The following is a 26532-nucleotide window of genomic DNA, read 5'->3' on the forward strand; positions in this document are numbered from 1 at the left end:
GCGTGACGCCGGGTTCACGCGGCGTCGTCCGCGTGACGCCGGGCTCGTCCGGATCCGGGTTCGCGCGCCGGAAAGTCGCGGTTACGCGTCGACCGCCTCGCGCCAGACCCTGACCGCGTCCGCCGAGACCGGGGCCGCCCAGCCCTGGGGGCGGGCCGCGCCGCCGATGTGGAAGGCGTCGAGGCCGGCCGCGCGGAGTTCGGGGAGGTGGTCGAGGCGCAGGCCGCCGCCGACGAGGATCCGCGCCTCGTAGCCGGGCTCGCCCGTGCGGGCGGCCTCGGCCTTGAGGGTGGCGAGGCCGTCGTCGACGCCGGTCGCCGATCCCGCCGTGAGGTAGGTGTCGAGGCCGGGCAGGTCGGCGAGGCGCTTGCGGAGGCCGTCGCGGTCGGCGGCGCGGTCGATCGCCCGGTGGAAGGTCCAACGGGCGCCGTCGAGGGCCGCGATGAGCCGCTCGACGGCCACCAGGTCGGGCTCGCCGTCGGGGGTGAGGAAGCCGAGGACGAACTCCTCGGCGCCCGCCTCGCGCAGTTCGAGGGCCCGCCCCACCAGGGCGTCGACGTCACCGGCCGCGAAACCGTCGGCGAGCCGGAGCATCACGCGCAGCGGGATGTCGACGGCGGCCCGGATGGCGGCGAAGCCCGTCCGGGGCGGGGTGAGCCCGTCCGCCGCCATGTCGGTGACGAGTTCGAGCCGGTCGGCGCCGCCGGACTGGGCGGCGACCGCGTCCTGCTCGTCGAGGGCGATCACCTCAAGGACTGCACGGTTGCTCATCGAAGCCCATTTCTCCATATATGACAGCTACAGGTCTAGTCCAATGACCAGCCTAGCTGTGCTCATGGTCTCCCGCACCGTGCGTGGCCTCACCGGCTGCGGGGGCGGAGGCCTTCGCGTCGCCCGTGGTGACCGTGAAGGCGGCCGTCCGCACCTTGCCCTCGTGCTGGAAGTCCAGGAACAGACGGTACGTGCCGGGGCTGGGTGCCGTCGCCGTGAAGGAGACGTCCGGGCCGGGGCCGCCCTCGTTCGGGTGGACGTGGAGGTAGGCGAGGTCGCCGTCGCGCAGGGCGACGAGGTGTCCGTACGCCCCGAGGTACGGCTCCAGGTCGGTGACGGGCTTTCCGCCCTTGGTGACGGTGAGCCGGAGCTCGCCGGCCTTGCCGGGGTCCAGGGTGCCACCGAGCCGGACCTGGTAGCCGTCGACGGTCGCGGTCGGGTTCACGGCGGGCAGCGGCTTCGGCGCGTACGCGCCCGGGACCGCGAGGTCGGCGCCGAGCGTGATGCCCTTGGCTCCGGGCGCGGCGGGCTTGAAGTCGGCGAAGGCCTTGTAGCCGCCGGCGGCGGGGAGGTCGACGGGGGTCGTCCAGGTGCCGTCGGCGGCCTTCACGGGGTGCAGGTGGCGGAAGGTGCCGAGGTCGCGGGACGCGACGATGAAGTGCAGTTCCTTGCCGTGCTCGGTGGTGAACGCGGTGACCTTCTTGCCGGCCGCGTCCTTGACGGAGAACTTCAGGACACTCCCGCCGACGGTGGGCGTCGGGGTCTCCATGGCCAGGGTGTAGCCGTCCTGGGAGACCTGGAGGCCGCCGGGGAGGTTCGCGGCGGGCGCGGTGTCCGTGGTGGCGGCCTCGCCGTGCCCGGCGTGGCCGTCGGCCGCCGCGCTCTTCGAGGGGGCGGGCGCGGTCGCGTGGTCGCCGTGCTCGGTCTTCTTCGGCTCCTCGACGGGGCCGACACCCTTGCCGACCCCGTACGCGGTCCCGAAGGTCGCGGCGAGCGCGGCGGCAAAGGCAGTGATCTTCACTCCGGTGTTCATGACTGCTCTCCCGTACGTGCGGTTGTCGTGGTGACCGTCCGATGCACTTCACCATACCCCTGGGGGGTATCAAGTCAAGTCAGGGAGACGCTTGCGTCCGATACCACCGGGGGGTATACATGGACTCACGACCGAATACCCCCCGAGGGTATCGGTGAAGTGGAACCGACCGAGGAGGAAGCCATGGGCTCCTGCTGCACCCCCGACAACAGCTGCTCGACCACCGCGGAGACCACCGCCGTCGCGGTCGCCGACAGCACCGTCACGGTCTACGCCGTCTCCGGCATGACCTGCGGCCACTGCAAGACCGCGATCACCACGTCCGTCAGCGCGCTCGACGGCGTCATCTCCGTGGACGTCGACGTCGCCGGCGGCCTCGTGACCGTGACGACGGGCGGCGAGCCCGACGACGCCGCGATCACGGCGGCCGTCGACGACGCGGGCTACGAGCTCACCGGCCGCGCCGCCTGACCCGCCCGCCCCACCTCGGCCGCCGGGGCCCGCCCGACCACGCCCGGGCCCCGGCCCCCCGGCCCCCCGGCCCGACCCTCTCAGGAGCGGCCGCCACCAGGGCGAGTGAGCCGAAGGGGCGCGGCCGGGAGAACAGGGACGAGCGCGCGGAGCCTCTCGAGGAACGAGGGAGGCGAACACGGTCGGCCCTGTGAGCCCGGCTTGAGCGCCCCGGAGGTGAACCGAGCCCAAAAAAGAGGAGAGTCATGACAACGACGACACCGGGCACCGCCCAGGTCGAGCTCGCCATCGGCGGCATGACCTGCGCCTCGTGTGCGGCCCGTATCGAGAAGAAGCTCAACCGGATGGACGGGGTCGAGGCCACCGTCAACTACGCCACCGAGAAGGCGAAGGTCACCTTCGACGCCGACATCGACGTCTCCGACCTCATCGCCACCGTCGAGGCCACCGGTTACACCGCCGCCGAGCCCCAGCCGGAGCGCACGGCCGCGGCGGGCGACGAAGGGCCCACCGACGAGGAGAGGGCCGACGAGGAGCTGCGGCCCCTCAAGCAGCGGCTGATCACCGCCGTCTCGCTCGCCGTGCCGGTCATCGCGATGGCGATGGTCCCGGCGCTGCAGATCGAGTACTGGCAGTGGCTGAGCCTCACGCTCGCCGCCCCCGTCGTCGTGTACGCCGCCTGGCCGTTCCACCGGGCCGCCTGGACGAACGCCAGGCACGGCGCCGCGACGATGGACACGCTGATCTCGGTCGGCACGATCGCCGCGTTCCTGTGGTCCCTGTGGGCGCTGTTCTTCGGGACGGCCGGTACGCCGGGGATGACCCACCCGTTCGAGTTCACGATCGCCCGTACCGACGGCGCCGGGAACATCTACCTGGAGGCCGCCGCCGGCGTCACCGCCTTCATCCTGGCCGGCCGGTACTTCGAGGCCCGGTCGAAGCGCAAGGCGGGCGCCGCGCTCAAGGCGCTGATGCAGCTGGGCGCGAAGGAGGTGACCGTTCTCAAGAACGGCCGCGAGGTCACCGTACCGACCGCCGAACTCCAGGTCGGGGACCGCTTCCTGGTCCGTCCCGGCGAGAAGATCGCCACCGACGGCACCGTCGTCGAGGGTTCGTCCGCCGTGGACGCCTCCATGCTCACCGGTGAGTCCGTCCCGGTCGAGGTCGGGGTCGGCGACTCCGTCACCGGCGCCACCCTGAACGCCGGCGGCCGCCTCGTCGTCGAGGCCACCCGCGTCGGCTCCGACACCCAGCTCGCCCGGATGGCGAAGCTCGTGGAGGACGCGCAGAACGGCAAGGCCGCCGCCCAGCGCCTCGCCGACCGGATCTCCGCCGTCTTCGTGCCGATCGTCATCGCGCTCGCCCTCGGCACCCTCGGCTTCTGGCTCGGCACCGGGCAGGGCCTCACCGCCGCGTTCACCGCCGCCGTCGCCGTCCTGATCATCGCCTGCCCCTGCGCCCTCGGTCTCGCCACCCCGACCGCCCTCATGGTCGGCACGGGCCGCGGCGCCCAGCTCGGCATCCTCATCAAGGGCCCCGAGGTCCTGGAGACCACCCGCAAGGTCGACACGATCGTCCTGGACAAGACCGGTACCGTCACCACCGGCCGGATGACCCTCATCAAGGTCCACACCGCCGAGGGCGTCGACGAGACCGACGTCCTGCGGCTCGCGGGCGCCCTGGAGCACTCCTCTGAGCACCCGATCGCGCAGGCCGTCGCCACCGGCGCCGCCGCCAAGGTGGGGACGCTCCCCGCCCCCGAGGACTTCGCGAACATCCCGGGTCTCGGCGTGCAGGGCGTCGTCGAGGGGCACGCGGTCCTCGTCGGTCGCGAGAAGCTGCTCGACGAGTGGGCCATGGCGCTCCCCGCGGGTCTCAAGTCCGCGAAGGACACGGCCGAGAAGGCCGGCAAGACGGCCATCGCGGTCGCCTGGGACGGGGAGGCCCGTGCGGTCCTGGAGGTCGCGGACGCCGTCAAGGAGACCAGCCCGGAGGCGATCAGGCGACTGCGTGCGCTGGGCCTGACGCCGATCCTGCTGACGGGGGACAACAAGGCCGTCGCGGAGGCCGTCGCCGCCGAGGTCGGCATCGACGAGGTCATCGCGGAGGTCATGCCGCAGGACAAGGTCGATGTCGTCAAGAAGCTCCAGGCGGAGGGCCGTTCGGTCGCGATGGTCGGCGACGGCGTCAACGACGCCGCCGCGCTCGCCCAGGCCGACCTGGGCCTCGCGATGGGCACGGGCACGGACGCCGCGATCGAGGCCGGTGACCTGACCCTGGTACGCGGGGACCTGCGGGCCGCGGCGGACGCGATCCGGCTCTCCCGCAGGACGCTCGGCACGATCCGCTCGAACCTGTTCTGGGCCTTCGCCTACAACGTGGCGGCTCTGCCGCTCGCCGCGGCCGGGCTGCTCAACCCGATGATCGCGGGCGCGGCCATGGCCTTCTCCTCGGTCTTCGTCGTCGGCAACAGCCTGCGCCTGCGGGGCTTCCAGGCCGCCGACCGCTGACGACCCGCCCTTCCCCGCCAAATCTCCGAGGAGCCCGTCGTGGCCGGTTACGGACAGCACAAGGAAGACATCATCAGACGCCTGCGGCGCATCGAGGGGCAGGTCAGGGGGGTGCAGCGGATGGTCGACGAGGACGTCTACTGCATCGACGTCCTCACCCAGGTGTCCGCCATCAACGCGGCCCTCCAGTCCTGCGCGGTGGCTCTGCTCGACGAGCACCTCAGCTGCTGCGTCACGGAGGCCATCGCGCAGGGCGGGGACCAGGCGAAGGAGAAGGTGGGCGAGGCGTCGAAGGCCATCGCCCGGCTCATCCGGACGTAGTCCCCGGCAGGGGAGAGACGGCGAAGGGCCCCGAGAGGGGCCCTTCGGTCATGGTCGACATCCCGCCAGCGTACCCCTGGGGGGTATACCTGGGCCGGGGAAGCGGCCCGTACGATGAGCCGCCCGTAGGGGGAGGGGATGCACGTGCGCAGGCTGGGAGAGCTGGAGGCCGAGATCATGGACCGGCTGTGGGCCTGGCAGCGGCCCGCCACGGTCCGCGAGATCGTCGACGACATCAACCGGGGGCGCCGGGTCGCCTACACGACCGTGATGACGGTGGCGGACATCCTCCACCGCAAGGGCTGGCTGCGCCGCGAGAAGGCCGGCCGGGCCTGGCTGTACGAGCCCGTCCGCAGCCGCGAGGAGTACACCGCCGGACTGATGCGGGACGCCCTCGGTGACAGCCAGGACCGCCCCGCCGCCCTCCTGCGGTTCGTCGAGGTCATCTCGGACGAGGACATGGAGGCCCTCGACGCGGCCCTGCGCGCGGCCCGCGGCGACCAGGACCCGGAGCCAGGCGGTGGCCACGTCCCCCGGCCCGGAGGTGACCACGTCCCCCGGCCCGGGGGTGGCCACGCTCCCCGGCCCGGGGGTGGCCACGCTCCCCGGCCCGGCGGCGGGAGCGGCGTGTGAATCACCACGCTCTCGTCCCGCTCGGGCTCGTCGCCCTCACCGGCTTTCTCGTGCCGCTGCTCGTGGTCCGGGCGCGCTGGGCCCAGCAGGTGCCCCGGCTCGCCCTCGGCGTCTGGGCCGTGTGCGGCGCCGTCTTCGCGGTCGCGACCGCCCTGCTGCCCGCCCAGATGGTCCTGTCGGGCGAGAGCAGCCACCGGCTCGCGGACATGATGTTCGCGCTCCGGCCGCCCACGGCCGACCAGCTCCTGCACCTCGACGGGCGCGAGCGGTTCGCCTTCGCGCTCTCCCTCGCCGTCCTCGCACTGCCCGCCTCCGCGTTCGTACGCCGGCTCGTCAGGGCCCGGCGGGTGCGGCTGAGGCACGCGGGGGTGCTGCGGCTCGTCGGGCGGTACGACCCCGCGCTCCGGGCCACCGTCCTCGACGACGCGCGCCCCGCCGTGTACTGCCTGCCCGGCCGCTCGCGCCGGGTCGTCGTGTCCTCGGGCGCGGTGCACACCCTGACCCCGGCCCAGCTCGCCGCGGCGCTCGCGCACGAGCGGGCGCACATCGCGGGGCGCCACCACCTCCTGGTCGCGGCGGCGGAGGCCTTCGCGGCCGTCTTCCGGCGCCTCCCGCTCGCGCGGCACGGCGGGACGGCCGTACCGCTGCTGCTCGAAATGGCGGCGGACGACCGGGCGTTGCGCCGGTGTACGCGGGACGCGCTGGCCACGGCGTTGTACGCGCTGGCCTCGGGGCGGGCGCCCCGGTCGGCGTTCGCGGCGGGCGGCCCCTCGGCGGCCCTGCGGATGCGGCGCATCCTCACCCCGCACAGCGCCGGGCATCCCGTACTCCGGGGCCTGCTGACCATCACGTCGGCGACCCTCGCGATGACACCCTTGGTCGTCGCCTGCTGTTCCTTCCCCGGGTAATTGACTCGGTTCAACGACCGCCCTTCCGAACCGAACGCCCTTAATTACTAAGCGAATTCGTAGATTTCGCATCGGTCACGGACAACTGAATTCACCGCTATTGTGGGTACGTTGGGGATCTGGCTCGGCACGTCGAAGGGTACAAAACCAATGCAGCTGGCTGGCGTTCGGACGGCCGCGGCCGGCGACGCGACGACGATATCCAGGCTGCTCGCCGACGTCATTCGGAGCAGCTACGCCGGAATCCTCGACGAAATCCCGATGCGGCGGCTCATCTCCGCCCAATGCGCACTCCCCCGCATACGAGCGGAAATTGAAATTCCGGGAGGAGCGCCCGGCTGGCTCGGCTGGCTCGTCGCGACCGACGCGGACGGCACGGTCGTCGGCGTCGCCGCGGGCGGTGTCCCCGTCCCGGGCGAGGGCGAGGTGTACGCCCTGGCCGTGGCGTCCGGCTCCCGCCGCCGCGGTGTGGGTACGGCCCTGATCGACGCGGCCACGGACCGGATGCGGAACTACGGGGCGCGGGCCCAGCGCGTGGAACTCCCGGCGGAGTCGGACCCGGCGCTGCCGTTCTACGCGCACCTGGGGTTCGAGGCCCTCTCGCCCAGGCGCTGGAGCCGGACGCTCTAAGCCCGGCGCTCCAGGCCCCGGCGCTCCAGGCCCCTGGCACTCCCGGCCCCGACGCTTTAGCCCCCCAGAAGGGCGTGGCAGATCCACGCCATCGCGTGTTCACGCAGCCCGATCCGGTGGATCGGCGTTCCCTCCCCAGGTCAGGATGGGTCCAGCGGCGCGGTCCCCGGCGGCACGGGTACCTCGTCCGGACGGCATGGACCGAGCGAGCCCCTGGAGGAGCGATGCACACACCGAGCGGCACTTCCCTGCCCGTCGTGCCCGCAGCGCTCGCGCCGGTCCTGCCGTCCCGATACGTCCGGGAGCAGGAGCCCGCCCCCGGGGCCGGCATCCGGGTCACCTCGGACACCCTCCCCGGGCTCGAATCCGTCTCCCCCGCCGACGAGGGCTCCGTCTGGCTGCACGACGCCCTGCTCGGCCCGCACAGCGCGGACATCGTCCGGTACCTCAGCCTCGCCCGCTCCACCGGCGGACCCGTCCTCGACCTCGGCTCCGGCGCCGGGCGGCTCGCCGTCCCGTTCGCCCGGCACGGCTTCGCCGTGGAGGCCGTGGACCGGGACGCCTCGGCCCTCGAGCGCCTCGACAGCTGGGCCCGCCGGATCGGTCCGCAGGTGGCCGGGCTCGTCGTCACCCACCGGACCGACCTGACCGAGCTGCGCCTCGACGGCAGCTACCGGCTCGCGCTGCTCGCGGGCGCGATGGTCACCGCCGTACCCCCGGCCCGGCGGCCCGAGCTGCTGCGGGAGGTCGCCTCCCACCTGGAGTCGGGCGGCGCGCTCGCCCTCGACTACACCGCGCACCAGCTGCCGGGGCTGATCGCGGAGCCCCGGCGGACCTGGGCCTTCCAGGTGCCCCGCTTCGACGGCATCGACGAGTGGGTGGTGGCCCGGCAGGTCTTCGACCTGCCGTCGATGAGCGAGCGGATCACGTACTACACGGCCAGGACGGGCAAGCTCTCCACGGAACGGGTCGTGCTGACCACCGACAAGTGGATCGTGGACCCCGAACGGCTCGCCGCCGAACTGCACTCGGTGGGCCTGCACATCGAGGGCCGGCGGCGGCACCGCATCGACGAGCGGACCGAGTCCGTCCTGCTCGTGTGCAGGACGGACGACTGACCGGACGACGTACCGGACTGCCGGGGTGACGTGCCCGACGGCCGGCCGACGACATACGGACGGCTGAAGAGCACCTGCCGAGGTTGACGAGCAAGAGGTACGATGCCCACAAAAGTTTGAGCCGACCAGATGGCGGGCGGGCGGGCGGAGAAGATGGCAGTCGTGGAAGAGCTGACGGGCCGCGAGGCGGTGATCCAGCGCCTGCGTGACGTGGGGCTGCGGGTCACGGGCCCGCGCCTCGAAGTGCTCACGGTGCTCGCCGCCGGCGGCCATCTCGACGTCGAGGCGATCACCACGACCGCCCGCGAGCGGCTCGGCACGCTGACCAGCCAGGCCGTGTACGAGATGCTGCGGCACTTCCAGGAGACGGGCCTGGTCAGCAAGTTCGACCGGCCCGGCCTGCCCGCGGTCTTCGAGGTCTCGGGACCCGCCCACCAGCATGCCCTGTGCACGGTCTGCGGCCGCGTGGAGAACGTGGCGTCGACCGCGCCGGCCCCGCCCCGCGGCGCCCTGCCCGAGTGGCGGGTGGAGGACGCGGAGGTCGTCTTCAAGGGCCTGTGCCCCGACTGCCGTACGAGCGCGGGGACGAGCTCCGCCACCGTCTGAGCCCTGCTCAACTCCGTGCGTGTCGTTCGATTTTGTGGCAGGGTCTAGCGGGGCGATTCAACGGGTCCGGGTGGACCGAGGGGAGTCTGCTGCGCAGTGTCCAGAAACACCGCCGTGCCGCGTGTCGGTGGGGACCAGGCTCTCGCGGTCTACCAGGAACTCCGCATCCACCCGGATGCCACGTTCGACGAGGTCGCGGACCGTTTGGAGCTCTCCACCGAGGAGCGGGAGCGATGTCGGGACGAACTCGCCACGCTGGGACTGACCGAACCAGAGGAACCGGCCGAGGAACAGGCCGCGGCACAGGCCGCTGAGCCGGCCGGACCCGGAGCGCCCCGGGTGCGTACCGTCGTCGACCCCGATGTCGCCCTGCTGCGGCTGCTGCGCCGGGAGCGTGACCGGCTCCAGGAACGACTGGCCGCGACCAGCCGCACCCACACCGCCCTCGAAGCCCTTGCCGGGCCCTTCCTGCGGGCCGGCGCCACCCCCCGCGCCGAGATAGAGGTCGAGATCGTCGACGTTCCCGGCCTGGCGCGGCGGAGCCTCGCGGACCTGATGGACTCGGTCCGCACGGCCGCGTCCTTCATGCACACGGGCTCCGTCCGCCGCGAGGAGATGGGCGGGGAGCTGGCACAGGACCGGCTGTGGGCCGACCGGGGTATCCGGGTCCGCGCCATGTACAGCCGCCGGGCCGCCTCGGTGCCGGAGATGGCCCAGCACCTGGAGGAGCGGACAGCGGTAGGGGTGGAGATCCGGCTGTCCTCCGTGATCCCGATGAACATGGTGCTGGCCGACGAGAACTTCGCGATGCTCCCGACCGATCCGTACGACCCGGCGTCCCCCGCGATCCTCGCGCGCGGCCCCGGCCTGGTCCGGTCCTATCTGGCGCTGTACGAGTACTGCTGGACGGCGGCGGCCCCGTACGGCCAGGAGGATCCGGCGGAGAAGGGCGGCGACGGGCTCTCCGAGCAGCAGCGGGCGGCGCTCCTGATGCTCGCGTCCGGCATCAAGGACGAGCAGATCGCCCGCAACCTGGGGGTGTCGCTGCGGACGGTCAGCCGTCTTCTCTCCGAGGTGATGCAGGAGTTGGGGGCGGCGAGCCGCTTCGAGGCGGGGGTGAAGGCGGCTCGGCTCGGGCTGCTCGACAACGAGGGGAACGACCGCGGACTGTAGGGCGGGGCTCCCCGGAGGAGTTCGCATGGCGCACGATGGGTGCGAGACGGCATGACGGACCCCTCCTGGCCGTATGACAGGGTGAGGGCGGGGGCGACTCGAGCGAACAGGGGGTCACTTCGCCATGATCACCAGTGGTGGCGGCGGTACGGGAGAGCGGCGGTCACCCGATCCTGTGGTGGTTCTCTACCAGGAGTTACGCAAACGGGGCGTGTCGCACCTCGGCGAGGTGGGCGCCGAACTCAGGCTGGCGCCCGAGGAGTACGAGCGATGTAGGAACGAACTGACGGCGCTCGGGCTCATCGTGCCGACCAACCCCGCCCAGCACGGGGCCCGCGGGGAGCACGAGGGTGGTGCGGGGCCCCACGACGACGACACGGTCGCGGTGATCGACCCGGAGATCGCGATGCTGCGGCTGCTGTCCCGCGAGCGCGAGCAGTTGCGCGAGCACCTGGACGAGGCGGACCGCGCGTACAGCACGCTCGAGACCCTGGCGGGGGCGTATCTGCGGGCCGGTTCCCTGACGCGTTCGGATGCCGACGTGGAACTGCTCAGCGACTACCGGCGGATTCAGCAGGTCCTCGAGGACATCACCGACGTCATCCAGCACGGTCTGGCGTCGATGCATCCGACGTCGCTGGTCCGTGAGGTGGCGGAGCGGGTGCTGAGCCGGGACCGGCGACAGATCGAGAACGGGGTGCGGGTCCGCGCCATGTACAGCGAGCGGGTCGTCGCCACGCCGGAGGTGTCGGAGCTGCTGCGGCGCCGGGTCGAGGCGGGCGTGGAGGTGCGGATCACCCCCGCCGTGCCCATGACGATGATCATCGCCGACGCGCAGTTCGCGATGGTTCCGGTCGATCCGGCGGAGCCGATGGCGGGTGCGGTGCTGGCCCGCGGCCCGGCCCTGGTCCGCTCGTACCTCGCGCTGTACGAGCACTGCTGGCACACCGCCTCGCCGTACGGGGACGGTCCGGCCCCGGAACAGGGCGGCGACGGGCTCTCGGAGCAGCAGCGGGCGGCGCTGGTGATGCTCGCCTCCGGCATGAAGGACGAGAAGATCGCGCGAGGGCTCGGGGTGTCGCTGCGGACGGTGAGCCGCATGCTGTCCGAGCTGATGCAGGAGATGGGCGCGACGAGCCGTTTCGAGGCCGGGGTGCGGGCCCATCGCCTCGGCTGGGTCGACTGAGGACGTCGAATAGGCCAGACATCCCGAGTGCGCCGAATCCGCCGTATCCGGCGGGGAATTGGGTCGGCGGATACCTCCGGCGAATGCACAAGGGAAGGCTCCGCGGCAGCCCGTAAAGGGCGGCCACGGAGCCTTTTACCCGACGGCTCAATTGGCAGATATCGGCGCCGGGGAAACACGGTTCCACTCGTTCCCGTTGGACGGGGACGGCGTGGGGGTGGGGGTGGGGGTCGCGGTAGCGGCGTCTTCCGTGCCGTCGGCCATCACATGCTGGGAAGCGGTGGCCGATTCGGGGGCGGTCACGAGCGCCGCGCCGCCGGCGACGGAGAGACAGGCAGCCGCCGCGACCGCGAGCTGACGGACGATCTTGCGCATCCCAGTGGCACGCTCAGCAGACATGTTTCCTCCAGGTAAGGGAATGTCAATTCCGCCTTCTGGGGTCCCGTGCCGCCGGGCGCTCCCTGAAGACATCTCCATTCTGGCCCGGCCCCCGAATCGAATCCAGGGATTGTCTCTGCGTGGACCCGCCATGGCGCGGATGCGTCAATGCGCCATAGCCGCAACGGAATTGGCGCATCCGGGACTCTCCATATCTTTGGTCGAACCAAAAGAGGTGCTAGACTTGTGCTACGGCCTTCTCGTTCCTCCAGGAGAGAGAGGCCGCCGGGGCAGGGGCGTGCCGCCGCCCCTGCCCCACCGCCGCGTCCGGCCCGTCCGCGCCGCCTGCCGGATGGAAGACCGGCCGGCGCGTCTCCGCCAGCGCCGCCCGGTAGACCTCGACGGTCCGGGCGGCCGACGCGTGCCAGCTCATCCCGCGCGCGTGGCGCGCCGCCGCCTCCCCCATCGTCTCCACCACCTCCGGATGCGCCGCGAACCAGCGCAGCCGCCGCGCGTACTCCAGCGGATCGTGACCGCGCACCAGCAGCCCCGTCACCCCGTCCCACACCGCCGTCGAGAGCCCGCCCACCGCCGCCGCCAGCACCGGCGTCCCGCAGGCCTGCGCCTCCAGGGCCACCAGACCGAAGGACTCACTGCGCGAGGGCACCACGAGGACGTCCGCCGCCCGGTACCAGTCCGCGAGCAGCGCCTGCGGTACGGGAGGGCAGGACCGCAGCACGTCGGTCACCCCCAGCTCCCCCGCGAGCTGCCAGGCCGTCCCCTCGCGCGTCGCACCCGAGTGCCCGCCGACCACCGGCACGAGGAGCCGGCGGCGCAGGTCCGGGGCCTCCCGCAGCAGCTCGGCGACCGCCCGTACGAGCACGTCCGGGCCCTTCAGGGGCTGTATCCGGCCCGCGTACAGCGGCACGAACGCGTCCGCCGGAAGCCCGAGCCGGGCCCGCGCGGCCGCCCGGCCGTCCCCCGGGTGGAAGGTCCGCAGGTCGACCCCGGGGCGTACGACCTCCGTGCGCGGCCCCTCCGCCCCGTACAGCGAGCGCAGCGCCTCCGCCTCGGCGGCCGTGTTGGCGATCAGCCGGTCGGCGGCGTCCACCACCTGGCATTCGCCTCGGATCCTGAGCTCAGGTTCCGGGGTGTCACCGGCGGCGAGGGAGGCGTTCTTCACCCGGGCCAGGGTGTGGGCGGTGTGCACGAGCGGGATGCGCCAGCCCACCGAGGCGATCCGGCCCGCCTGTCCGGAGAGCCAGTAGTGCGAGTGGAGCAGGTCGTAGCGCCGCTCCTCCTTGAGCAGGGCGAGCGAGAACGGCACGACGAGATCCGGCATGGCCTCCTTGGGGAGCGCCTCGCGGGGCCCGGCGTGCAGATGGCGGACCCGTACCCCTGGGGCGAGTTCGACGAGCGGGGGCAGGTCCTCGCCCCGGCAGCGGGTGAACAGGTCGACCTCGGCGCCCTGTTCGGCCAGGGCGCGGGACAGCTCGACCATGTAGACGTTCATTCCGCCGGCGTCCCCCGTCCCGGGCTGGTGGAGCGGGGAGGTGTGGACGCTGAGCATGGCGACGCGCAGGGACACGTGGGGCTCCTGAGAGAGGGAGGGGGGACCACGTGTCCCTGCGCGTCGCTCGCGCGCGCACGGTCACGCGGCAGGGGGCGGAGAGTGTCGTACTGAGGTACTTAGTTGCTTAGTAGTTACGGGTGTGGTGGTGGGTCAGAAGCCGAAGACCGGCCCCGACGGTGGCGCCAGGCGGGTCCCCGGGAGGGGGGCCGTCAGGGCGTGCCAGTCGACCGGACGGCCCGTCGCCACCTGGAGCGCCGCCGCGAGCCGGTCGGCGCCCTCCGGCATCGCCGGCCGGGACCACGCCGCCAGGGCCGAGGCCACCGCCAACTGCGCGGCGAGCGCCGGGAGGTGGCGGCAGGAGGTGCTGGGCCGGCACCGCTCGTGGGCGTTGACGTGACCGAAGTCGGCCACCGAGCGGACCATCTCGTCGAGGACGGCGACCGCGCGGCGCGGGTCGAAGGCATCGGGGCCGTACGCCTCGCGCAGGTCGTCGACGCCCCGGTGCAGCCGGCGCTCCAGGATGTCCCAGCCGGTGCCGCCGGGCAGCGCCTGCGGGGCGAGGCCGCCGCACTCCTCCCGTACGGCGGCGAACAGCCGGGACAGCCAGCTGTTCCAGTTCTCGTCCAGTTCGCGGCGGGCGGCGGCGAGCCGCTCCCGGTGGAAGACCGTGCGGCGGCCGAGCGGGCGGGCCTGGAGGACGTGGCGGCGCAGGGTGTCGGAGCCGTACTCGGTGAGCAGGTCGAGCGCCCAGACGTTGCCCTCCTGGACGCCTTCCTCGATGACGTACGACTCGTTGACGTTGAAGTCCTGCGGCAGCTTGACGTCCTGCGCGAGGAGCAGCACCGGCAGCAGCACGGCGTGGCAGAAGGAGTGTCCGAAGCCGCAGAAGTGGATGGCGCGGCGGGGCAGCGGACCCTTGGTGTCGTAGCCGAAGAGGTGCATCGCGGCGGCTTCGAAGCAGCCGTCGATGCGGTGGTCGGGGAAGCCCTCGACGGGCACCGGAAGGCCCCACTCGGCTGGGTGCCCGACGGCGATGTCCGGGAGTCCGTCCTCGACGAGCGACTCGCAGAGGGCGGCGAGGCGCGGCGGCAGGCCGGCCGTCGCCCAGTAGTCGGCGAGGGTCTCCCGGAACGGCTCCAGGGGTACGTAGAGCCGGCGGCAGCGGCGGGCGACCGCCGGGGTGTCGCAGAGGGCGCAGCGCGCGCCGATGAGGTCGCCGCCGTCGTTGGGGCGGGCGCACTCGTGGCACATGCCGCCGTCGCTGACCGCGCCGCAGTGCGGGCAGGTGCCGGTCGCGTGCGCCCCGTACAGCCAGCGGTCGCAGGGCTCGCAGTACGGGAGGAGCCGGGTGCGGGGGGCGATCACGCCCTGCGCGAAGAGACGGCCGAAGAGGTCCTGCACCCAGCGTCCGTACCCCTTGTCGCGGCGCGGGCGCACGATGTGGTCGAACTCGACGCCCGAACGCAGCCAGTCGGCGGTGATCGCGGCCCGGTAGCCCTCCGCGACCTCCTCGGGCTTGCGGTTGTGGCGCAGCGCCCGGACCTCGACGGAGCTGGCGTGGTCGGCGGTGCCGGTGGTGAACCGGACGGCCTCGCCCTCGGCGCGCAGGTAGCGGGAGAGGACGTCGGCGGCGACGTACGGCCCGGCGAGGTGGCCGATGTGGAGTTCGCCGTGGGTGGCGGGAGGGGTCGCGGTGATCCAGACAGGGGTGCTCATGGGACCTCCTTGACGCTGTGGTGCGGTGGGCTTCAGCGGGTCGCGGTGGGCGGGCGCGCTGTCGGCGCAGGGCGGTCAGCGGGGTCGTCGGGGATGGGCTGTCAGCGGGGCTCGAAATGGAAGGACCGGATGAAGCAGTCACGGGGCTGTTCGACGGCGTAGACGACGCATTCGAAAAGGGCCTGCGTGGTGAGCTTCTCGTCGGGGGCTATTCCGTCCGGGTTCGTTCCGTCCCATTCCGCGAAGCGCGGGTCGGAGGTGGAGAAGTCGGGCGGGAAGAGGGAGAAGACGCGGACGCCGGACGGGCGCAGCCTGCGCGAGAGGATGTCGGCGAATCCGGCCTGGGCGCTCTTCGCCGCCCAGAAGGCCTCGTGGGCGGCGCCGGCGGCCGCGGCGGAGGCGCCTTCGGCGTCGCGGACGGCGACCATGTTGACGATGTCGGGGCGCAGCGAGCCGCGGAGCAGCGGCAGGAAGTGCTTCACCATGAGGACGGTGCCGCCGGCCGTCGACTCGATCGTCTCCACGATCTCGGCGTCGCTCGCGGCCTCCAGGTCCATGCCGTCGAGCCAGCGGGCGCCGTTGTTGACCAACAGGTCGACGCGGTCGGTGTGTTCGCCCACCCGGGCCGCGAACTCCCGGATCTCCGCGGGCCTGCTGAGGTCGCAGCCGAAGGCGTGGATACGGTCACGGGCGGAGCCCATGACTTCGGTACGGGTGCGTTCGGCCGCTTCGACGGTTCGCGCCGACACGTACACCTCGGCGCCGAGATGGGCGAAGCCGACGGCGAGCGCGCGACCGAAATAGCGGGACGCTCCGGTCACGACGACACGCAGATTCTCGAATTTCATGTGCGTCTGCTCTCCCCACGGATACCGATGGCCGGTCCATTTCAGCGTGGCAGAGGAAAGCGGGGCGGGGCCCGGTGAGCGGGGTGCGCGTTCACGCCGTTGCGTGGATACGCCAGGGCAGTTCGAGCCTCTCGAGGACCTCGGCGCGCTTGTGGTGGACGCGGACGCGGTCGGGCGCGGTGGAGACGGTGACGGTGCCGCCGGGGGTACGGACGGGGCCGCTCACGGTGGGCACGACGGTGCCGTCGAGCGCCCCGGCGGCGGCGAGGGCGGCGGCGCCGGTGAGCGCGAGGCGGGGGTGCCAGCCGCCGACGGTGAGGGCGCGGACGGAGATCCCGGCGGGGCCGCGGGTGAACGTGGCGATCTTGGGGAGGGCGGAGTGGGGTGGATGGCCGAGGAGGCGGGCGGCGTGGGCGCGGAGGGAGAGAAGCCGGTCGAGGTCGTCCTGGGCCCGGAGATGGCGGGCGTCGAGGTCGCCGTGGGCCCGGAGATGGCGGGCGTCGAGGTCGCCGTGGGCCCGGAGATGGCGGGCGTCGACGAAGACGTACGGGTTTCCGTAGCGGACGACGGAGACGGGGGTGCCGTCGAGGAGGTCGACGGGGCGACCGGTGGGGAGGGTGCCGGGGGCGGTGGGGGCGCGGAGGAAGCTGAGGGTGTACGCGTCCCCGTGCGGTTGCGGCTCGCAGAGAACCGTGTCGCCGGTGGTCACGGCGCGGACGGTGACGGGCCCGGGGCGGCCGTCGGCGACGACGCAGGCGAGGAGGGAGTGTCCGCATCCGGCGCGGAAGTCGAAACCGCCGGTGGGGAGTGCCTGGACGAAGCGGTAGTCGAGGGTGGGCCCGGGACGGTACAGGGCGATCTTGCCGATCCGGGCGTAGGGGGTGCCGACGAGCGCGCGCCGCACCCACGCGAGCTCCCCGCCGAGGGCGAGGGCGCCGGGGGGGAGGTGGTCGAGCCGGAGGACGAGGGTGGGACCGGGGGCGTCGTGGGCGCGGACGACGGTGGCGTGAACGCCGAGAGCGGGGGGTCGGCTGGCGGGGGCCGCGGGGCGGGGCCTGTGCGTCACCGTTGTGGGCAATCGTTCGGGCACAACGGTGGGGCGGGGCCCGTGCCCCACCGTTGTGGGCATACGTTCCGCAGGGGCGTTGGGGGTCCCCCCGGACGAAGTCTGGGGGAGGGTGGGCACACGGACGGGGCGGAGGCCCGCAACGGGGACGGGCCCGGGACGCCGAGGTCCCGGGAGGTCAGGCCGCACAGCCGACCGGGATTCGCATGCCCTGGACGACGACCTCCGTCCACAGTTCGTGGACGGCCAGGGCCCAGAGGGCCAGGGCGTCGTGGTGCGAGGGGCGTTCCAGGTGGCGGGACAGGAGTTTCTGGACGCGGTCCGCGCGGACCTTCCCGCCGAGGACGAGCCGGGCCGGGGACAGCAGCTCCCGGACCGTTTCCAGGAGCGGCCCGCCAGGCGCGAGCATCGCCGCCACGGGCAGCGTGAACGGTTGCTTGGGGCGGCGCAGCACCCCGGGGGGCAGCAGTTCCGCGCCCGCCTCGTACAGCGCCCGCTTCCCCGTCCGCGCCCCCGCCGGCAGTCCACGCGCGTGCGTGACGACGGACGGCTGGCAGAACGGCATCCGTGCCTCCACGGCCCACGCCATGGACAGATGGTCGACGCGCCGCAGGTGGTACGCGGGAAGCCGCCACCGCGTCTCGAACGCGGTCATCGCGGTCAGCCGGTCCGCGCCGACGGCCTCCGCCGAGCGCAGCTCCTGCTCGATGCGGTCGGCGGCGGAGCCCTGCTCGGCGATGAACGCCCGGTAGTCGGCGGTGTAGAGGTGCTCGCGGAGCAGCCGCGGCGCCGCCGACAGCGCGTCCGCGTAGGCGCCCGCCCAGTCGGTCCCGGCCGGCGCGGCGAGCGCCGCCCGCATCCGGTCGTACCCGCCGAAGAGTTCGTCCGCGCCGTCGCCGGTGAGCGCGACGGTGAACCCGCTCTCGCGGACGGCGCGGAACAGCGCGTACGTGGAGAGGGCGATGGGGTCGGCGTTGGGCTGCCCGAGGTGGCGGACCGTCCGGGTGAGGAGGGAGGTCAGCTCGTCGGGGTCGACGGCCACCTCGTGGTGCACGGTCCTGGCCCGCCGGGCGACGGAACGGGCGTACGCGGCCTCGGAGTCGGGCCACCGGCCCCGGTAGGTGAGGTGGAAGGTGTGGAGCGGCGGCGCGTCGGCCTCCCGGGCGTGTTCGGCGGCGAGCGCCGTGACGAGTCCGGAGTCGAGGCCGCCGCTGGTGATGGCACAGACGGGCACCTCGGCCTCGGCGAGCCGGCGTACCTCGTGGCGCAGCACGTCCTGGGTGTCGCCGAGGGGGGACGCGCGGTACGGGCCGCGGCGGCGTACGACGGGCGCGGCGCCGGGCCGTACGAGCGCGGTGGCGCCGGGCGGCAGGACGCTGACGCCGTCGAGCGCGGTGTGGGTGGAGTAGGAGGTACGGGTGGCGAGGACGGTGTCGAGGGCGTCCTCGCGCGGGGAGATCCGTACCCCTTCGAAGGCGAGGAGCGCGGGGATCTCGGAGGCGAAGCGGGTGGAGCCGTCGTACGGGTCGTGGTGCAGGTGGACCGGCTTCATGCCCATGTCGTCGACGGCGAGCACGAGTTGGGTCGTCCCCGGGCGCAGGTCGAGGACGGCGACGGCGAACATGCCGTCGAGGTGCTCGGCGAAGGCGGGCCCGTACTCGGCGTAGAGCGCGGGGAGCAGGGTCCCGTCGCAGCGGTCGGGGAAGCGGTGGCCGCGGGCGGCGAGGGTCCGGCGCAGCTCGGCGTGGTTGTAGATCTCGCCGTTGAGGACGGCGAGGATGCCGGGCAGGTGGGGCAGCCGGTAGGGCTGCTGCCCGCCGCGGGGGTCGGTCACGGCGAGCCGGTCGCAGCCGAGGGACCAGCCGGGTCCGGTGAGCACATGGTGTTCGTCGGGGCCGCCGTGGCGCTGGCGGGCCGAGACCGCCGCGAGCTGGGCCGGCTCGGGGCGGTCGGCCCCGGCGGCGAAGGAGCCGAGAATCCTGCACATGCCGGTCGCCTCCGGTTCGAAGTCATACGCGTCGCATCCAATGATTTGAACGTACCAAGTTTTTGAATGGCGCGTAAGTGCCATGTCCAGTTCACGCCACAGCTTGGCCTTGCGACGCCCCCGCCCCCCCAACAGGCTTGACGCATGGAGGACTTCAACCGCACCGCCCCCGCTTCCCTGCTGGTGGTCGCCGCACACCCGGACGACATCGAGTTCTGCGTCAGCGGCACCGTCATGCAGTGGATCGAGCGGGGCACCCGCGTCACGTACTGCATCGTCACGGACGGCGGCGCGGGCGGTTACGACGAACAGCTCCCCCGCCAGGCCATGGCGGACCTGCGCCGCGCCGAACAGGTCCACTCCGCCAAGCTCAGCGGCGTCGCCGACGTCCGCTTCCTCGGCTACCCCGACAGCTTCGTGGAGGCCTCCGTGGAGCTCCGGCGCGACCTGTGCCGGGTCATCCGGGAGGTACGCCCGCAGCGCGCGATCATCCCCTCCCCCGAGATCAACTGGGCGCGGGTCGCCGACCTCCACCCCGATCACCGCGCGGTCGGGGACGCCTGCCTGCGCGCGGTCTACCCCGAGGCGCGCAACCCATTCGCCCACGCCGGGCTGCTCAAGGACGAGGGCCTGGAGCCCTGGATCGTGCACGAACTGTGGCTGATGACCGGGCCCACCCCGAACCAGTACGTCGACGTCACCTCCGTCTTCGACCGCAAGGTCGAGGCCCTGCGCATCCACACCTCCCAGACGGCCCACTTCGACGACCTCGCCGGCCTGCTGCGCACCTGGCTCGGCGAGCACGCGACGGCGGGCGGGCTGCCCCCGGGCCGGATGGCGGAGGCCTTCCAGATCGTGCACATCGACTGACGTACCGACTGACGCACAAACTCGCGGCCCGCAAGCTCGCGGAAGAAACTTCGGCCGGAGGTGAATCCTTTCCGGGCCTCCCCGGCTCTTATCCGCGTACCGGCCGAACGGGCCGGCGGAACCGGGAAGGAACACCCATGATGGTCACCGGCCTCGTAGTGATCGGAGCCCTGCTCGTGGGGGCGTGCAGCTGGCACCTGATGCGGCGATACAAGGGCCGGAGCTGACCGGCGTACGGGCGACGGGGGGACCGGCGCATGAACCGACGCTTCTCCTGGCCGGACGAGCGGCTGATCAAGGCGGCCCAGGACGGCGACGTCACCTCGCTCACCACCGTCGTCATGGAATCGCAGCCCCATGTACGCAGGTTCGCCCTGTCGCTGTGCGCCTCCCCGCAGGACGCGGAGGACGCGGCGCAGGAGGCGCTGATCATCCTGTACCGGAAGATCGGCACCTTGCGGGCCACCGGCGCCCTCGCCTCGTGGATGTTCCGGATCGTACGGAACGAATGCCTGCGGAACGTACGGCTGCTCGTCTCGCGGCGCGAGGAACCGCCGGCCCAACCGGAAGCGCCCTCGGAACCGTCCGCCGAGGACGCGGTGCTGCGCGGGCTCGAGGCCGAGCGGATCGCGGCCGCGGTCAGCGCCCTTCCCCGTGACCAGCGGCAGGTCCTGCTCATGCGGGACGTCCAGGGCCTGCCCGGCAGGACCGTCGCCCGTGCGCTCGGTCTGAGCGACGCGGCGATGAAGTCGCGGCTGCACAGGGCGCGTACGGCACTGCGCCACTCACTGACAGCGACCGTAGGAGAGACAGGAGAGATGTGACCGTGAGCACCGCGCGTACGAGTCAGAGCGCCGGGACTCCCCCGGCCACCGGCCGGCCCGCGACGGCCACCGCACACCCCGCGACGCCCGCCCCACAGCCCGCCGCAAAGCCCGCCGGGCCGAACTTCGCCAGCGCGTCCGTCCCGCGCCATCTGGCGCGTGGCGCCATCGGTCTCGGCCTGATCGTCGGCTCGATCGCTCTCGTCCCCGTCGCCGGCCCGATCACCCTGCTCGCGGCCCCGTTGGCCCTGATCGCCTTCCGTGGCTGCCCCACCTGCTGGATGGTCGGCCTGGCGCAGACGATCTCCCGGGGCCGTCTGGAGCGGCAGTGCGAGGACGGCGTCTGCACCCTCGCCAAGGCGGCGGACCGCACCGGCTGAGACGGTCCGGTGCCCGTTCAGCCGCGGGCCTTCGCCGCGTCGATCTTGCCCTGGAGCGACGTCAGGAGGCCCTGGAGGAGTTCGATGGTGACCTCGTCGGTGAGGTTGCCTTCGGCGTCGAAGCGCTCGTGCGAGCGGAAGACGTGCACCTCGGGCTTCGTGACGACGTCGTTGTCGGTCCAGACGAACATCTGACGGAGCGCGAGCTGCGCCCGCACGGTGCCGAAGTTGGTGAACGCGGCGCCGAGGATCGCGGTGGGCTTGCGGTTCAGGGGCAGGCCCTCGGTGTGGGACCAGTCGGTGCTCAGCCAGTCGAGGGCGTTCTTGAGGACGCCGGGGATGGAGTAGTTGAACTCCGGGGTGGCGATGAGCAGCCCGTCCGCCTCCGTGACGCGCCGCCGGAGCTCGTTGACGACGGCGGGGCGCAGCTCGGGGGTGTCGACGTCCTGGTCGTACGGCGGGATGTCGCGGAGGCCTTCGTAGATCTCGATCTCCGCGACGCCGGGGTTGAACTTCTGGGCGGCGCGCAGCAGTTGGGTGTTGTGCGAGTGGGCGCGGATCGATCCGGAGATGGCGAGGATCGTGGACGTGGTCATGGGAGTCCCCCTGTTCGTGGAGCGAGTCACGGCTGCTGCCGGACCCGACGACCAAGAAACTAAACAGGTCGGTTCAGTCTGTCAACAGAACAGTTCAGTCTTGACAGTGAACTGAATGGTGTAGTTCATTCGACGCATGGCCGCTCCTCCGTCCGTCACCGCCTCCACCCCCGCCGCCGCCCCCGCCGCCGCCGATCGGGCGGGGAACGGCGGTCCGCTACTCGCCCTGCTCGCCGCGCCCGCCGCGATGGGCGTCTCCGGGCCGACCCTCGCCCTGCCCCAGGCCGCCCACGGCCTCGCCGTCTCCTCGGCCTCCGCGTCCTGGCTCATGACGGCGTACGGGATCGGCATGGCCGTCGGCACACCCCTGCTGACCGCCGCGGGCGGGCGGCGCGGCCCCGCCGGGACCGTACGGGCGGGTGCCGCCCTCCTCGTCCTGGGCGCGGCCCTCGCCCTCACCGCCCCGAACCTTCCCCTCGCGGTCGCCGGGCGCGCCCTTGAGGCGGCGGGCGCCGCCGGTCTGAACGTCGCGGCCTTCCAGCTCGCCGACCGGGACCGTACGGGCCGGGCGCCCGGACTCGTCGCCATCGGCAGCGCGATGGCCGGCGCCGGCGGCCTCTTCGTCGGCGCCGCCGTCGCCGGGGCGCTGGGCGGGTCACTCGGCGGGTCACTCGGCTGGCGCGCGACCCTGGTGCTCCCGCTGCTCAGCCTGCTCGTACTGAAACCGGTGCTGCGCCTCGCGGGCCGCGCCGTACCGGAGGACGGACCCGGGCGCGGGCCCCGGCCCCGTACCGCCGCACTCCCCCTCCCCCTCGACGTACTGCGCGACCCAGGCTTCCGTACCGCCGCCGGGCTCGTACTCGCGCTCTCCACCGTCAACTTCGCCCTGCTGTACGCGGCTCCGCGCCGCGCCGCCGCCCTCACCGGCTGGACCGACGTGGAGACCGGCGCGGCGGCCTCGGTCGCCTCGCTCCTGGGCGCGGCGCTGTCCTGGCCGCTGATCCGCGCCGCCCCCGGCCTGGGCGCGCACCGGGTGCGACTGCTCCTCGCCGCCGGGTCCCTGACGGCCGTCGCCCTGGCCTCGTTCCCGCCCTGGGCCGCGATGGTCCTGGCGGGCCAGGCGGCGAGCTCGCTCGTCACGGCCGGCGGTCAGGGGCTCCTCACAGGCGCGGCGACCGGGCGGCTCCCGGAGACACGGCACGGGACGGCGATCAGCCTGTTCAACCTGGCCTTCCTGCTCGGCGTGGCGGCGGGCCCGGCCCTGGCGGAGGCGTTGACGGGGGCGGGGCCGGGGCCGGGGCCGGGGCCCTGACGGCACGCCGACCAAGATCGACCTCCCCGCCCACCCCAACCCACCTCACCCATCAATTCACCGAGGAGCCCCCATGTCCCTCGTCCACCCCGCCTACCCCGCCCCCCCGCTACTTCGACGAGGAGGGCGAGATCTCCGCTCGGTTCCGGTCCGCCGCCGCCGAGCCCGACTTCGTCAGCGGCGGGACCACCTACCACTACCTGTCCACGACCACCTCCACCGACGGCGAGTACGGCCTGTACCGGGTGGACATGGGCCCCGAGTCGGGCGGCCCGAGCACCCACTTCCACAAGGCGATGTCGGAGGCCTTCTTCGTGCTCTCCGGCAGCATGCGGCTTTTCGACGGGGAGCAGTGGGTGACCGCCACCTCCGGCGACCACCTCTACGTCCCCGTCGGCGGGCTGCACGCCTTCCGCAACGAGTCCGCCGAACCGGCGTCGATGCTCATGCTGTTCGCCCCCGGGGCTCCGCGCGAGGAGTACTTCGAGGGGATCACTCAGCTCGCGGACCTCGGTGACGCCGAGCGGGCGGAGTTCTTCGAGCGCCACGACAGCTTCTTCGTCTGACGCCGCCGCCCCCCCCGGGAGCTTTGCAGACCAAACCGTTCAGTTCATATACTGACGGCCCCCGCCACCACACCCCCCGAAGGAACCCCATGGGAGCCGAGGCCGCCACCGACGAGTACGGCATCCCGATCATCCCGGACCCGGCCGACGCCGCCTCGCGCAAGCGTCAGGCGATCATCGACGCGGCCCTCGCGGAGTTCCTCGCCGAGGGCTACTCGGCGGCCTCGATGGACGCGATCACCCGTGGCTCCGGCGTCTCCAAGGCGACGATCTACAAGCACTTCGGCAGCAAGGAGCGGCTGTTCCTCGCCGTCGTCGGCGGGGTGCTGCCGAAGACGTACGCCGATCTGGAGCCCTCCAACTCCACCGTCGCGGACGCCCCCGACCTGCGGGAAGCGCTCGTCCGGCTCACCACCGACTGGGCCCGCATCCTGCTGCGCCCGGACATCATGTCGCTGCGCCGTCTCGTCATCGGCGAGATAGACCGCTTCCCGCAGCTCGGCCAGCTCTGGTACCGGGTCAGTTACGACATGAACAACGGCCCGCTGATCGAGGCCTTCACCGAGCTGAACGCGCGGGGCGCCCTGGCCGCGCCCGACCCGGTGCTCGCGGTGCAGCAGCTGGTCGCGGCGACCGTGGGCGTACCGCAGCTGGTCCGTACGTTCTCGCCCGACGCCGAGATCGACGACGCCGAGCTGACGCGGGTGATCAGCTCGGGAGTGGATCTGTTCCTGGCGCGGTACGCAGCCGCCTGAGCAGCGCCCAGCAGAGCAGGGCCGCCGCCCAGGCGCCCGTCGTCAGGAGCTGGGTGCGGCTGGCGGCGTCGCCGAGCATGAAGAGCAGCACGCCGCCGATGCCCGCGAGCGCGACCACGGACCGTACGGAGGGGCCGTGGAGGCGCAGGTGGGAGCCGGCGATGAGGGCCCAGACGAGCAGGATCGCGGCGCCGATCGAGTTCAGCAGGAACGGGAAGACCGTGCGCGGCCAGAGCAGGCTGAGGACGACCGAGACGAAGCCGAAGGCGGCGGAGGCGTGGACGGCGGCGTACGGGACGGCGGCGGGCGGGACGACCGCGTACGGCACGGCGGTGGACGGGGCTGCGGCGGTCGGGCCGCCGGTGGACGGGGCTGCGGCGGGCTGGACGCCGGCGCCCGTACGGAGTCGGCCGAGGGCGCGGGGTGCGTCGCCGCGTCCGACGAGGGCGTACAGCATGCGCGAGGAGCCGTAGATGTTGGCGTTCATCGCGGAGAGGAGCGCCACCAGGACGACGGCCTTCATCAGGTCGGTGGTGCCGGGGACGCCGATACGGGCCATCACGGCGGCGTACGGGCCGTCGGCCACGGCGGGGTCGTTCCACGGGACGAGGGCGACGATCACCGCCATCGAGCCGAGGTAGCAGACCGCGACCCGCCACATGACGGCCCGTACGCCCGCGCGTACCGCCCGGACCGGGTCGTCGCACTCGGCGGCGGCGATGGTCACGGTCTCCAGGCCGCCGAACGCGAAGACGGCCGCCACCATGCCGACGGCGACGCCGTACCAGCCGTGCGGCAGGAAGCCGCCGGCGCCGGTGAGGTGGGCGGCGCCGGGTGAGGGATGGCCGGGGAGCAGACCGGCGATCACCACGGCGCCGAGGACGAGGAATCCGCAGATCGCGGCGAGCTTGAGGCCGGCGAACCAGAACTCCAGCTCGCCGAAGTTCCGTACGCCCGCCAGGTTGCTGACGGTGAACACGCTCATGAAGACGGCCACCCACGCCCAGCCGGGCACGGCGGGCACCCAGCCGGTGACGATGTGCGCGGCGCCGACGGCCTCGGCGGCGACGCTCACGACGAGCAGCGCCCAGTACATCCACCCGGCGAGCAGCCCGGCCCACGGCCCAAACGCCACGCGCGCGTGCTCCGCGAAGGAACCCGTCACGGGCCGGGCGGCGGACATCTCCCCCAGCATGCGCATCACGAGCACGGTCAGGGCGCCGGCGAGCCCGTACGAGATCAGGATGCCGGGCCCGGCAGCGGCGATCCCGAACCCCGATCCGACGAAGAGCCCGGCGCCGATGGCACCGCCCAACGCGATCATGGCCAGATGCCGCTGCCGCAACCCGGCGCCGCGTACCCGCCCTGTCATGATTCCCCCCGAAATTCAGACGACCAGCGCAGGAGCTTCCCTGCTCACCGCCACCGCGAGCAAGCCGGTTCCGGCCACTGAGACGTCCCGAGAGGCTCCAGGACGCGGGGAACACAGGTCGTATATACTCGAAACACCGAGATATACGACCTGTGTACGGCCTGCCGGAGGCGCTCATGTCCAAGACCCTGGTCGACATCGACGACGACATGCTGGCCTTCGCTCAGCAGCAGCTCGGCACCAGGACCAAGCGGGACACCATCAACCGCGCGCTGACCATAGCGGCGGCGATCAGTGCGGACGATCGTGCTCGGGCCCTTCGCTGGCTCCAGGACAACGCCGAGGCCTTCCTCGACTTCGACTTCCTCGAAGAGCAGGAGCGATCCGGCCGGTGAACCGCTATCTCGCCGATACGTCAGCGGTGTGGCGGCTCCTGCGCCGCCAGATCGGTGAGCCGTGGCCCGGCCGTGTGGCACACGGCCAGGTCGCCCTCTGTCCGCCGGTGGAAGCGGAGCTGATGCGGAGCCTGCGCGCCGACCGCGACCACGAGCCGTTCACCACCATGCTGAGCCAGAGCTTCGCCCGGGTCCCCGCCCCGGAGGACCCGTGGCCGAAGATCGTGGCGGTGCAGCGCGACCTCCTGAGGATCGGGCACCATCGCGGCCCTTCTCCGATGGACATCCTCATCGCGCTCACCGCCGAGCAGCACCGCCTGACCCTGCTGCACGTGGACGACGACTTCACGGCCATCGCGAAGGTGCGCCCGGGCATCGAGATGATCCGCCTGCTGCCGGAGGCCTGACACCCCTCACGCCCCGAGTCCCGCCGTCGTCGGTGCTGTTCGCGTTTCTTGATCACCGCCGGAGAGGTGCCGTAGCATCCGCCGTTTGGCCGTTTGGCCGTTTGGCTTTTTCCGGCCTTCGGTCTTC

General features: G+C 72.7%; 27 protein-coding genes and 1 pseudogene. 18 read left to right on the forward strand and 10 right to left on the reverse strand.

Going from position 1 to position 26532, the window contains the following annotated elements:
* Window positions 1–81: 81 nt before the first annotated feature.
* Complete coding sequence (locus ACIRB7_RS03845) at window positions 82–771, reverse strand: copper homeostasis protein CutC (RefSeq protein ID WP_403591833.1); 690 nt, start codon at window positions 769–771, stop codon at window positions 82–84.
* 52 nt (window positions 772–823) lie between these two features.
* Entirely contained in the window at window positions 824–1804 is a 981-nt protein-coding gene (locus tag ACIRB7_RS03850; RefSeq protein ID WP_403591836.1) for a hypothetical protein, read from the reverse strand.
* Between the two features lie 183 nt (window positions 1805–1987).
* Here ACIRB7_RS03850 and ACIRB7_RS03855 point away from each other — a divergent pair, with 183 nt between their 5' ends.
* The 10 genes and pseudogenes from ACIRB7_RS03855 (at window position 1988) to ACIRB7_RS03900 (ending at window position 11360) form a co-directional block, all read left to right on the forward strand.
* Window positions 1988–2275, forward strand: a complete 288-nt coding sequence (locus ACIRB7_RS03855) for a heavy-metal-associated domain-containing protein (RefSeq protein WP_351217528.1) — start codon at window positions 1988–1990, stop codon at window positions 2273–2275.
* A gap of 245 nt (window positions 2276–2520) precedes the next feature.
* Entirely contained in the window at window positions 2521–4785 is a 2265-nt protein-coding gene (locus ACIRB7_RS03860; RefSeq protein ID WP_403591839.1) for a heavy metal translocating P-type ATPase, read from the forward strand.
* Between the two features lie 39 nt (window positions 4786–4824).
* Complete coding sequence (locus tag ACIRB7_RS03865; RefSeq protein ID WP_189834861.1) at window positions 4825–5106, forward strand: metal-sensitive transcriptional regulator; 282 nt, start codon at window positions 4825–4827, stop codon at window positions 5104–5106.
* A 144-nt stretch (window positions 5107–5250) separates the two neighbouring features.
* A pseudogene (locus ACIRB7_RS03870) lies at window positions 5251–5598 on the forward strand (BlaI/MecI/CopY family transcriptional regulator); the annotation flags it as partial.
* Between the two features lie 137 nt (window positions 5599–5735).
* Window positions 5736–6647 carry a M56 family metallopeptidase gene (locus ACIRB7_RS03875; protein WP_403591842.1) on the forward strand — a complete coding sequence of 304 codons (912 nt, stop codon included), beginning with the start codon at window positions 5736–5738 and terminating at the stop codon, window positions 6645–6647.
* A 150-nt stretch (window positions 6648–6797) separates the two neighbouring features.
* Window positions 6798–7277, forward strand: coding sequence for a GNAT family N-acetyltransferase (locus ACIRB7_RS03880; RefSeq protein ID WP_403591845.1), 480 nt, complete (start codon window positions 6798–6800; stop codon window positions 7275–7277).
* Window positions 7278–7501: 224 nt separating this feature from the next.
* Window positions 7502–8395, forward strand: a complete 894-nt coding sequence (locus ACIRB7_RS03885) for an SAM-dependent methyltransferase (RefSeq protein WP_403591848.1) — start codon at window positions 7502–7504, stop codon at window positions 8393–8395.
* A gap of 162 nt (window positions 8396–8557) precedes the next feature.
* Window positions 8558–9001 carry a Fur family transcriptional regulator gene (locus ACIRB7_RS03890; RefSeq protein ID WP_403591851.1) on the forward strand — a complete coding sequence of 148 codons (444 nt, stop codon included), beginning with the start codon at window positions 8558–8560 and terminating at the stop codon, window positions 8999–9001.
* A 96-nt stretch (window positions 9002–9097) separates the two neighbouring features.
* Window positions 9098–10174, forward strand: a complete 1077-nt coding sequence (locus ACIRB7_RS03895; protein ID WP_403591854.1) for a LuxR C-terminal-related transcriptional regulator — start codon at window positions 9098–9100, stop codon at window positions 10172–10174.
* Between the two features lie 124 nt (window positions 10175–10298).
* A complete protein-coding gene (locus tag ACIRB7_RS03900) occupies window positions 10299–11360 on the forward strand; it encodes a LuxR C-terminal-related transcriptional regulator (RefSeq protein WP_403591857.1) in 1062 nt (353 codons plus the stop codon).
* 147 nt (window positions 11361–11507) lie between these two features.
* Here ACIRB7_RS03900 and ACIRB7_RS03905 read toward each other — a convergent pair whose 3' ends face one another.
* The 6 genes from ACIRB7_RS03905 to asnB form a co-directional block, all read right to left on the reverse strand.
* A complete protein-coding gene (locus tag ACIRB7_RS03905) occupies window positions 11508–11735 on the reverse strand; it encodes a hypothetical protein (RefSeq protein ID WP_403591860.1) in 228 nt (75 codons plus the stop codon).
* A gap of 241 nt (window positions 11736–11976) precedes the next feature.
* Complete coding sequence (mshA, locus tag ACIRB7_RS03910; protein ID WP_403592493.1) at window positions 11977–13308, reverse strand: D-inositol-3-phosphate glycosyltransferase; 1332 nt, start codon at window positions 13306–13308, stop codon at window positions 11977–11979.
* Window positions 13309–13461: 153 nt separating this feature from the next.
* Window positions 13462–15027 carry a class I tRNA ligase family protein gene (locus tag ACIRB7_RS03915; RefSeq protein WP_403591863.1) on the reverse strand — a complete coding sequence of 522 codons (1566 nt, stop codon included), beginning with the start codon at window positions 15025–15027 and terminating at the stop codon, window positions 13462–13464.
* Between the two features lie 101 nt (window positions 15028–15128).
* On the reverse strand, window positions 15129–15875 hold the full coding sequence (locus tag ACIRB7_RS03920) for an SDR family oxidoreductase (RefSeq protein WP_403591866.1): 747 nt from the start codon (window positions 15873–15875) through the stop codon (window positions 15129–15131).
* A 91-nt stretch (window positions 15876–15966) separates the two neighbouring features.
* Entirely contained in the window at window positions 15967–16941 is a 975-nt protein-coding gene (locus ACIRB7_RS03925; RefSeq protein ID WP_403591869.1) for a PrpF domain-containing protein, read from the reverse strand.
* 178 nt (window positions 16942–17119) lie between these two features.
* On the reverse strand, window positions 17120–18928 hold the full coding sequence (gene asnB, locus ACIRB7_RS03930) for an asparagine synthase (glutamine-hydrolyzing) (protein ID WP_403591872.1): 1809 nt from the start codon (window positions 18926–18928) through the stop codon (window positions 17120–17122).
* Window positions 18929–19072: 144 nt separating this feature from the next.
* On the opposite strand from asnB, the gene ACIRB7_RS03935 reads away from it, so the two are divergent.
* The 3 genes from ACIRB7_RS03935 (at window position 19073) to ACIRB7_RS03945 (ending at window position 21002) form a co-directional block, all read left to right on the forward strand.
* Window positions 19073–19798: a PIG-L deacetylase family protein gene (locus tag ACIRB7_RS03935; RefSeq protein WP_351217365.1), complete on the forward strand. Its 726-nt coding sequence runs from the start codon at window positions 19073–19075 to the stop codon at window positions 19796–19798.
* Between the two features lie 257 nt (window positions 19799–20055).
* Window positions 20056–20622: an RNA polymerase sigma factor gene (locus ACIRB7_RS03940; RefSeq protein ID WP_403591875.1), complete on the forward strand. Its 567-nt coding sequence runs from the start codon at window positions 20056–20058 to the stop codon at window positions 20620–20622.
* 2 nt (window positions 20623–20624) lie between these two features.
* Entirely contained in the window at window positions 20625–21002 is a 378-nt protein-coding gene (locus tag ACIRB7_RS03945) for a hypothetical protein (RefSeq protein WP_403591878.1), read from the forward strand.
* Between the two features lie 17 nt (window positions 21003–21019).
* Here the strand turns inward: ACIRB7_RS03945 and ACIRB7_RS03950 are convergent, their stop codons facing one another.
* Window positions 21020–21598, reverse strand: a complete 579-nt coding sequence (locus tag ACIRB7_RS03950) for an NADPH-dependent FMN reductase (protein WP_403591881.1) — start codon at window positions 21596–21598, stop codon at window positions 21020–21022.
* Window positions 21599–21734: 136 nt separating this feature from the next.
* Here ACIRB7_RS03950 and ACIRB7_RS03955 point away from each other — a divergent pair, with 136 nt between their 5' ends.
* The 3 genes from ACIRB7_RS03955 (at window position 21735) to ACIRB7_RS03965 (ending at window position 24231) form a co-directional block, all read left to right on the forward strand.
* Complete coding sequence (locus ACIRB7_RS03955; protein ID WP_403591884.1) at window positions 21735–22910, forward strand: MFS transporter; 1176 nt, start codon at window positions 21735–21737, stop codon at window positions 22908–22910.
* A 131-nt stretch (window positions 22911–23041) separates the two neighbouring features.
* Window positions 23042–23476, forward strand: coding sequence for a cupin domain-containing protein (locus ACIRB7_RS03960; protein ID WP_403592496.1), 435 nt, complete (start codon window positions 23042–23044; stop codon window positions 23474–23476).
* Between the two features lie 89 nt (window positions 23477–23565).
* Entirely contained in the window at window positions 23566–24231 is a 666-nt protein-coding gene (locus tag ACIRB7_RS03965; protein WP_351217377.1) for a TetR/AcrR family transcriptional regulator, read from the forward strand.
* Here the strand turns inward: ACIRB7_RS03965 and ACIRB7_RS03970 are convergent.
* On the reverse strand, window positions 24185–25603 hold the full coding sequence (locus ACIRB7_RS03970; RefSeq protein WP_403591888.1) for an amino acid permease: 1419 nt from the start codon (window positions 25601–25603) through the stop codon (window positions 24185–24187). The two genes, ACIRB7_RS03965 and ACIRB7_RS03970, sit on opposite strands and share 47 nt — an antisense overlap.
* 176 nt (window positions 25604–25779) lie before the next feature.
* Between ACIRB7_RS03970 and ACIRB7_RS03975 the strand changes: the two genes are divergently transcribed.
* Window positions 25780–25998 (forward strand): type II toxin-antitoxin system VapB family antitoxin, encoded by a 219-nt coding sequence (locus ACIRB7_RS03975; RefSeq protein WP_403591891.1) that lies wholly within the window; start codon window positions 25780–25782, stop codon window positions 25996–25998.
* On the forward strand, window positions 25995–26405 hold the full coding sequence (locus ACIRB7_RS03980) for a PIN domain-containing protein (RefSeq protein ID WP_403591895.1): 411 nt from the start codon (window positions 25995–25997) through the stop codon (window positions 26403–26405). Before ACIRB7_RS03975 ends, ACIRB7_RS03980 begins: the two co-directional genes overlap by 4 nt.
* Window positions 26406–26532 lie beyond the last annotated feature (127 nt).

The sequence above is a fragment of the Streptomyces sp. NPDC093795 genome (assembly GCF_044764665.1).
Lineage (GTDB): Bacteria > Actinomycetota > Actinomycetes > Streptomycetales > Streptomycetaceae > Streptomyces.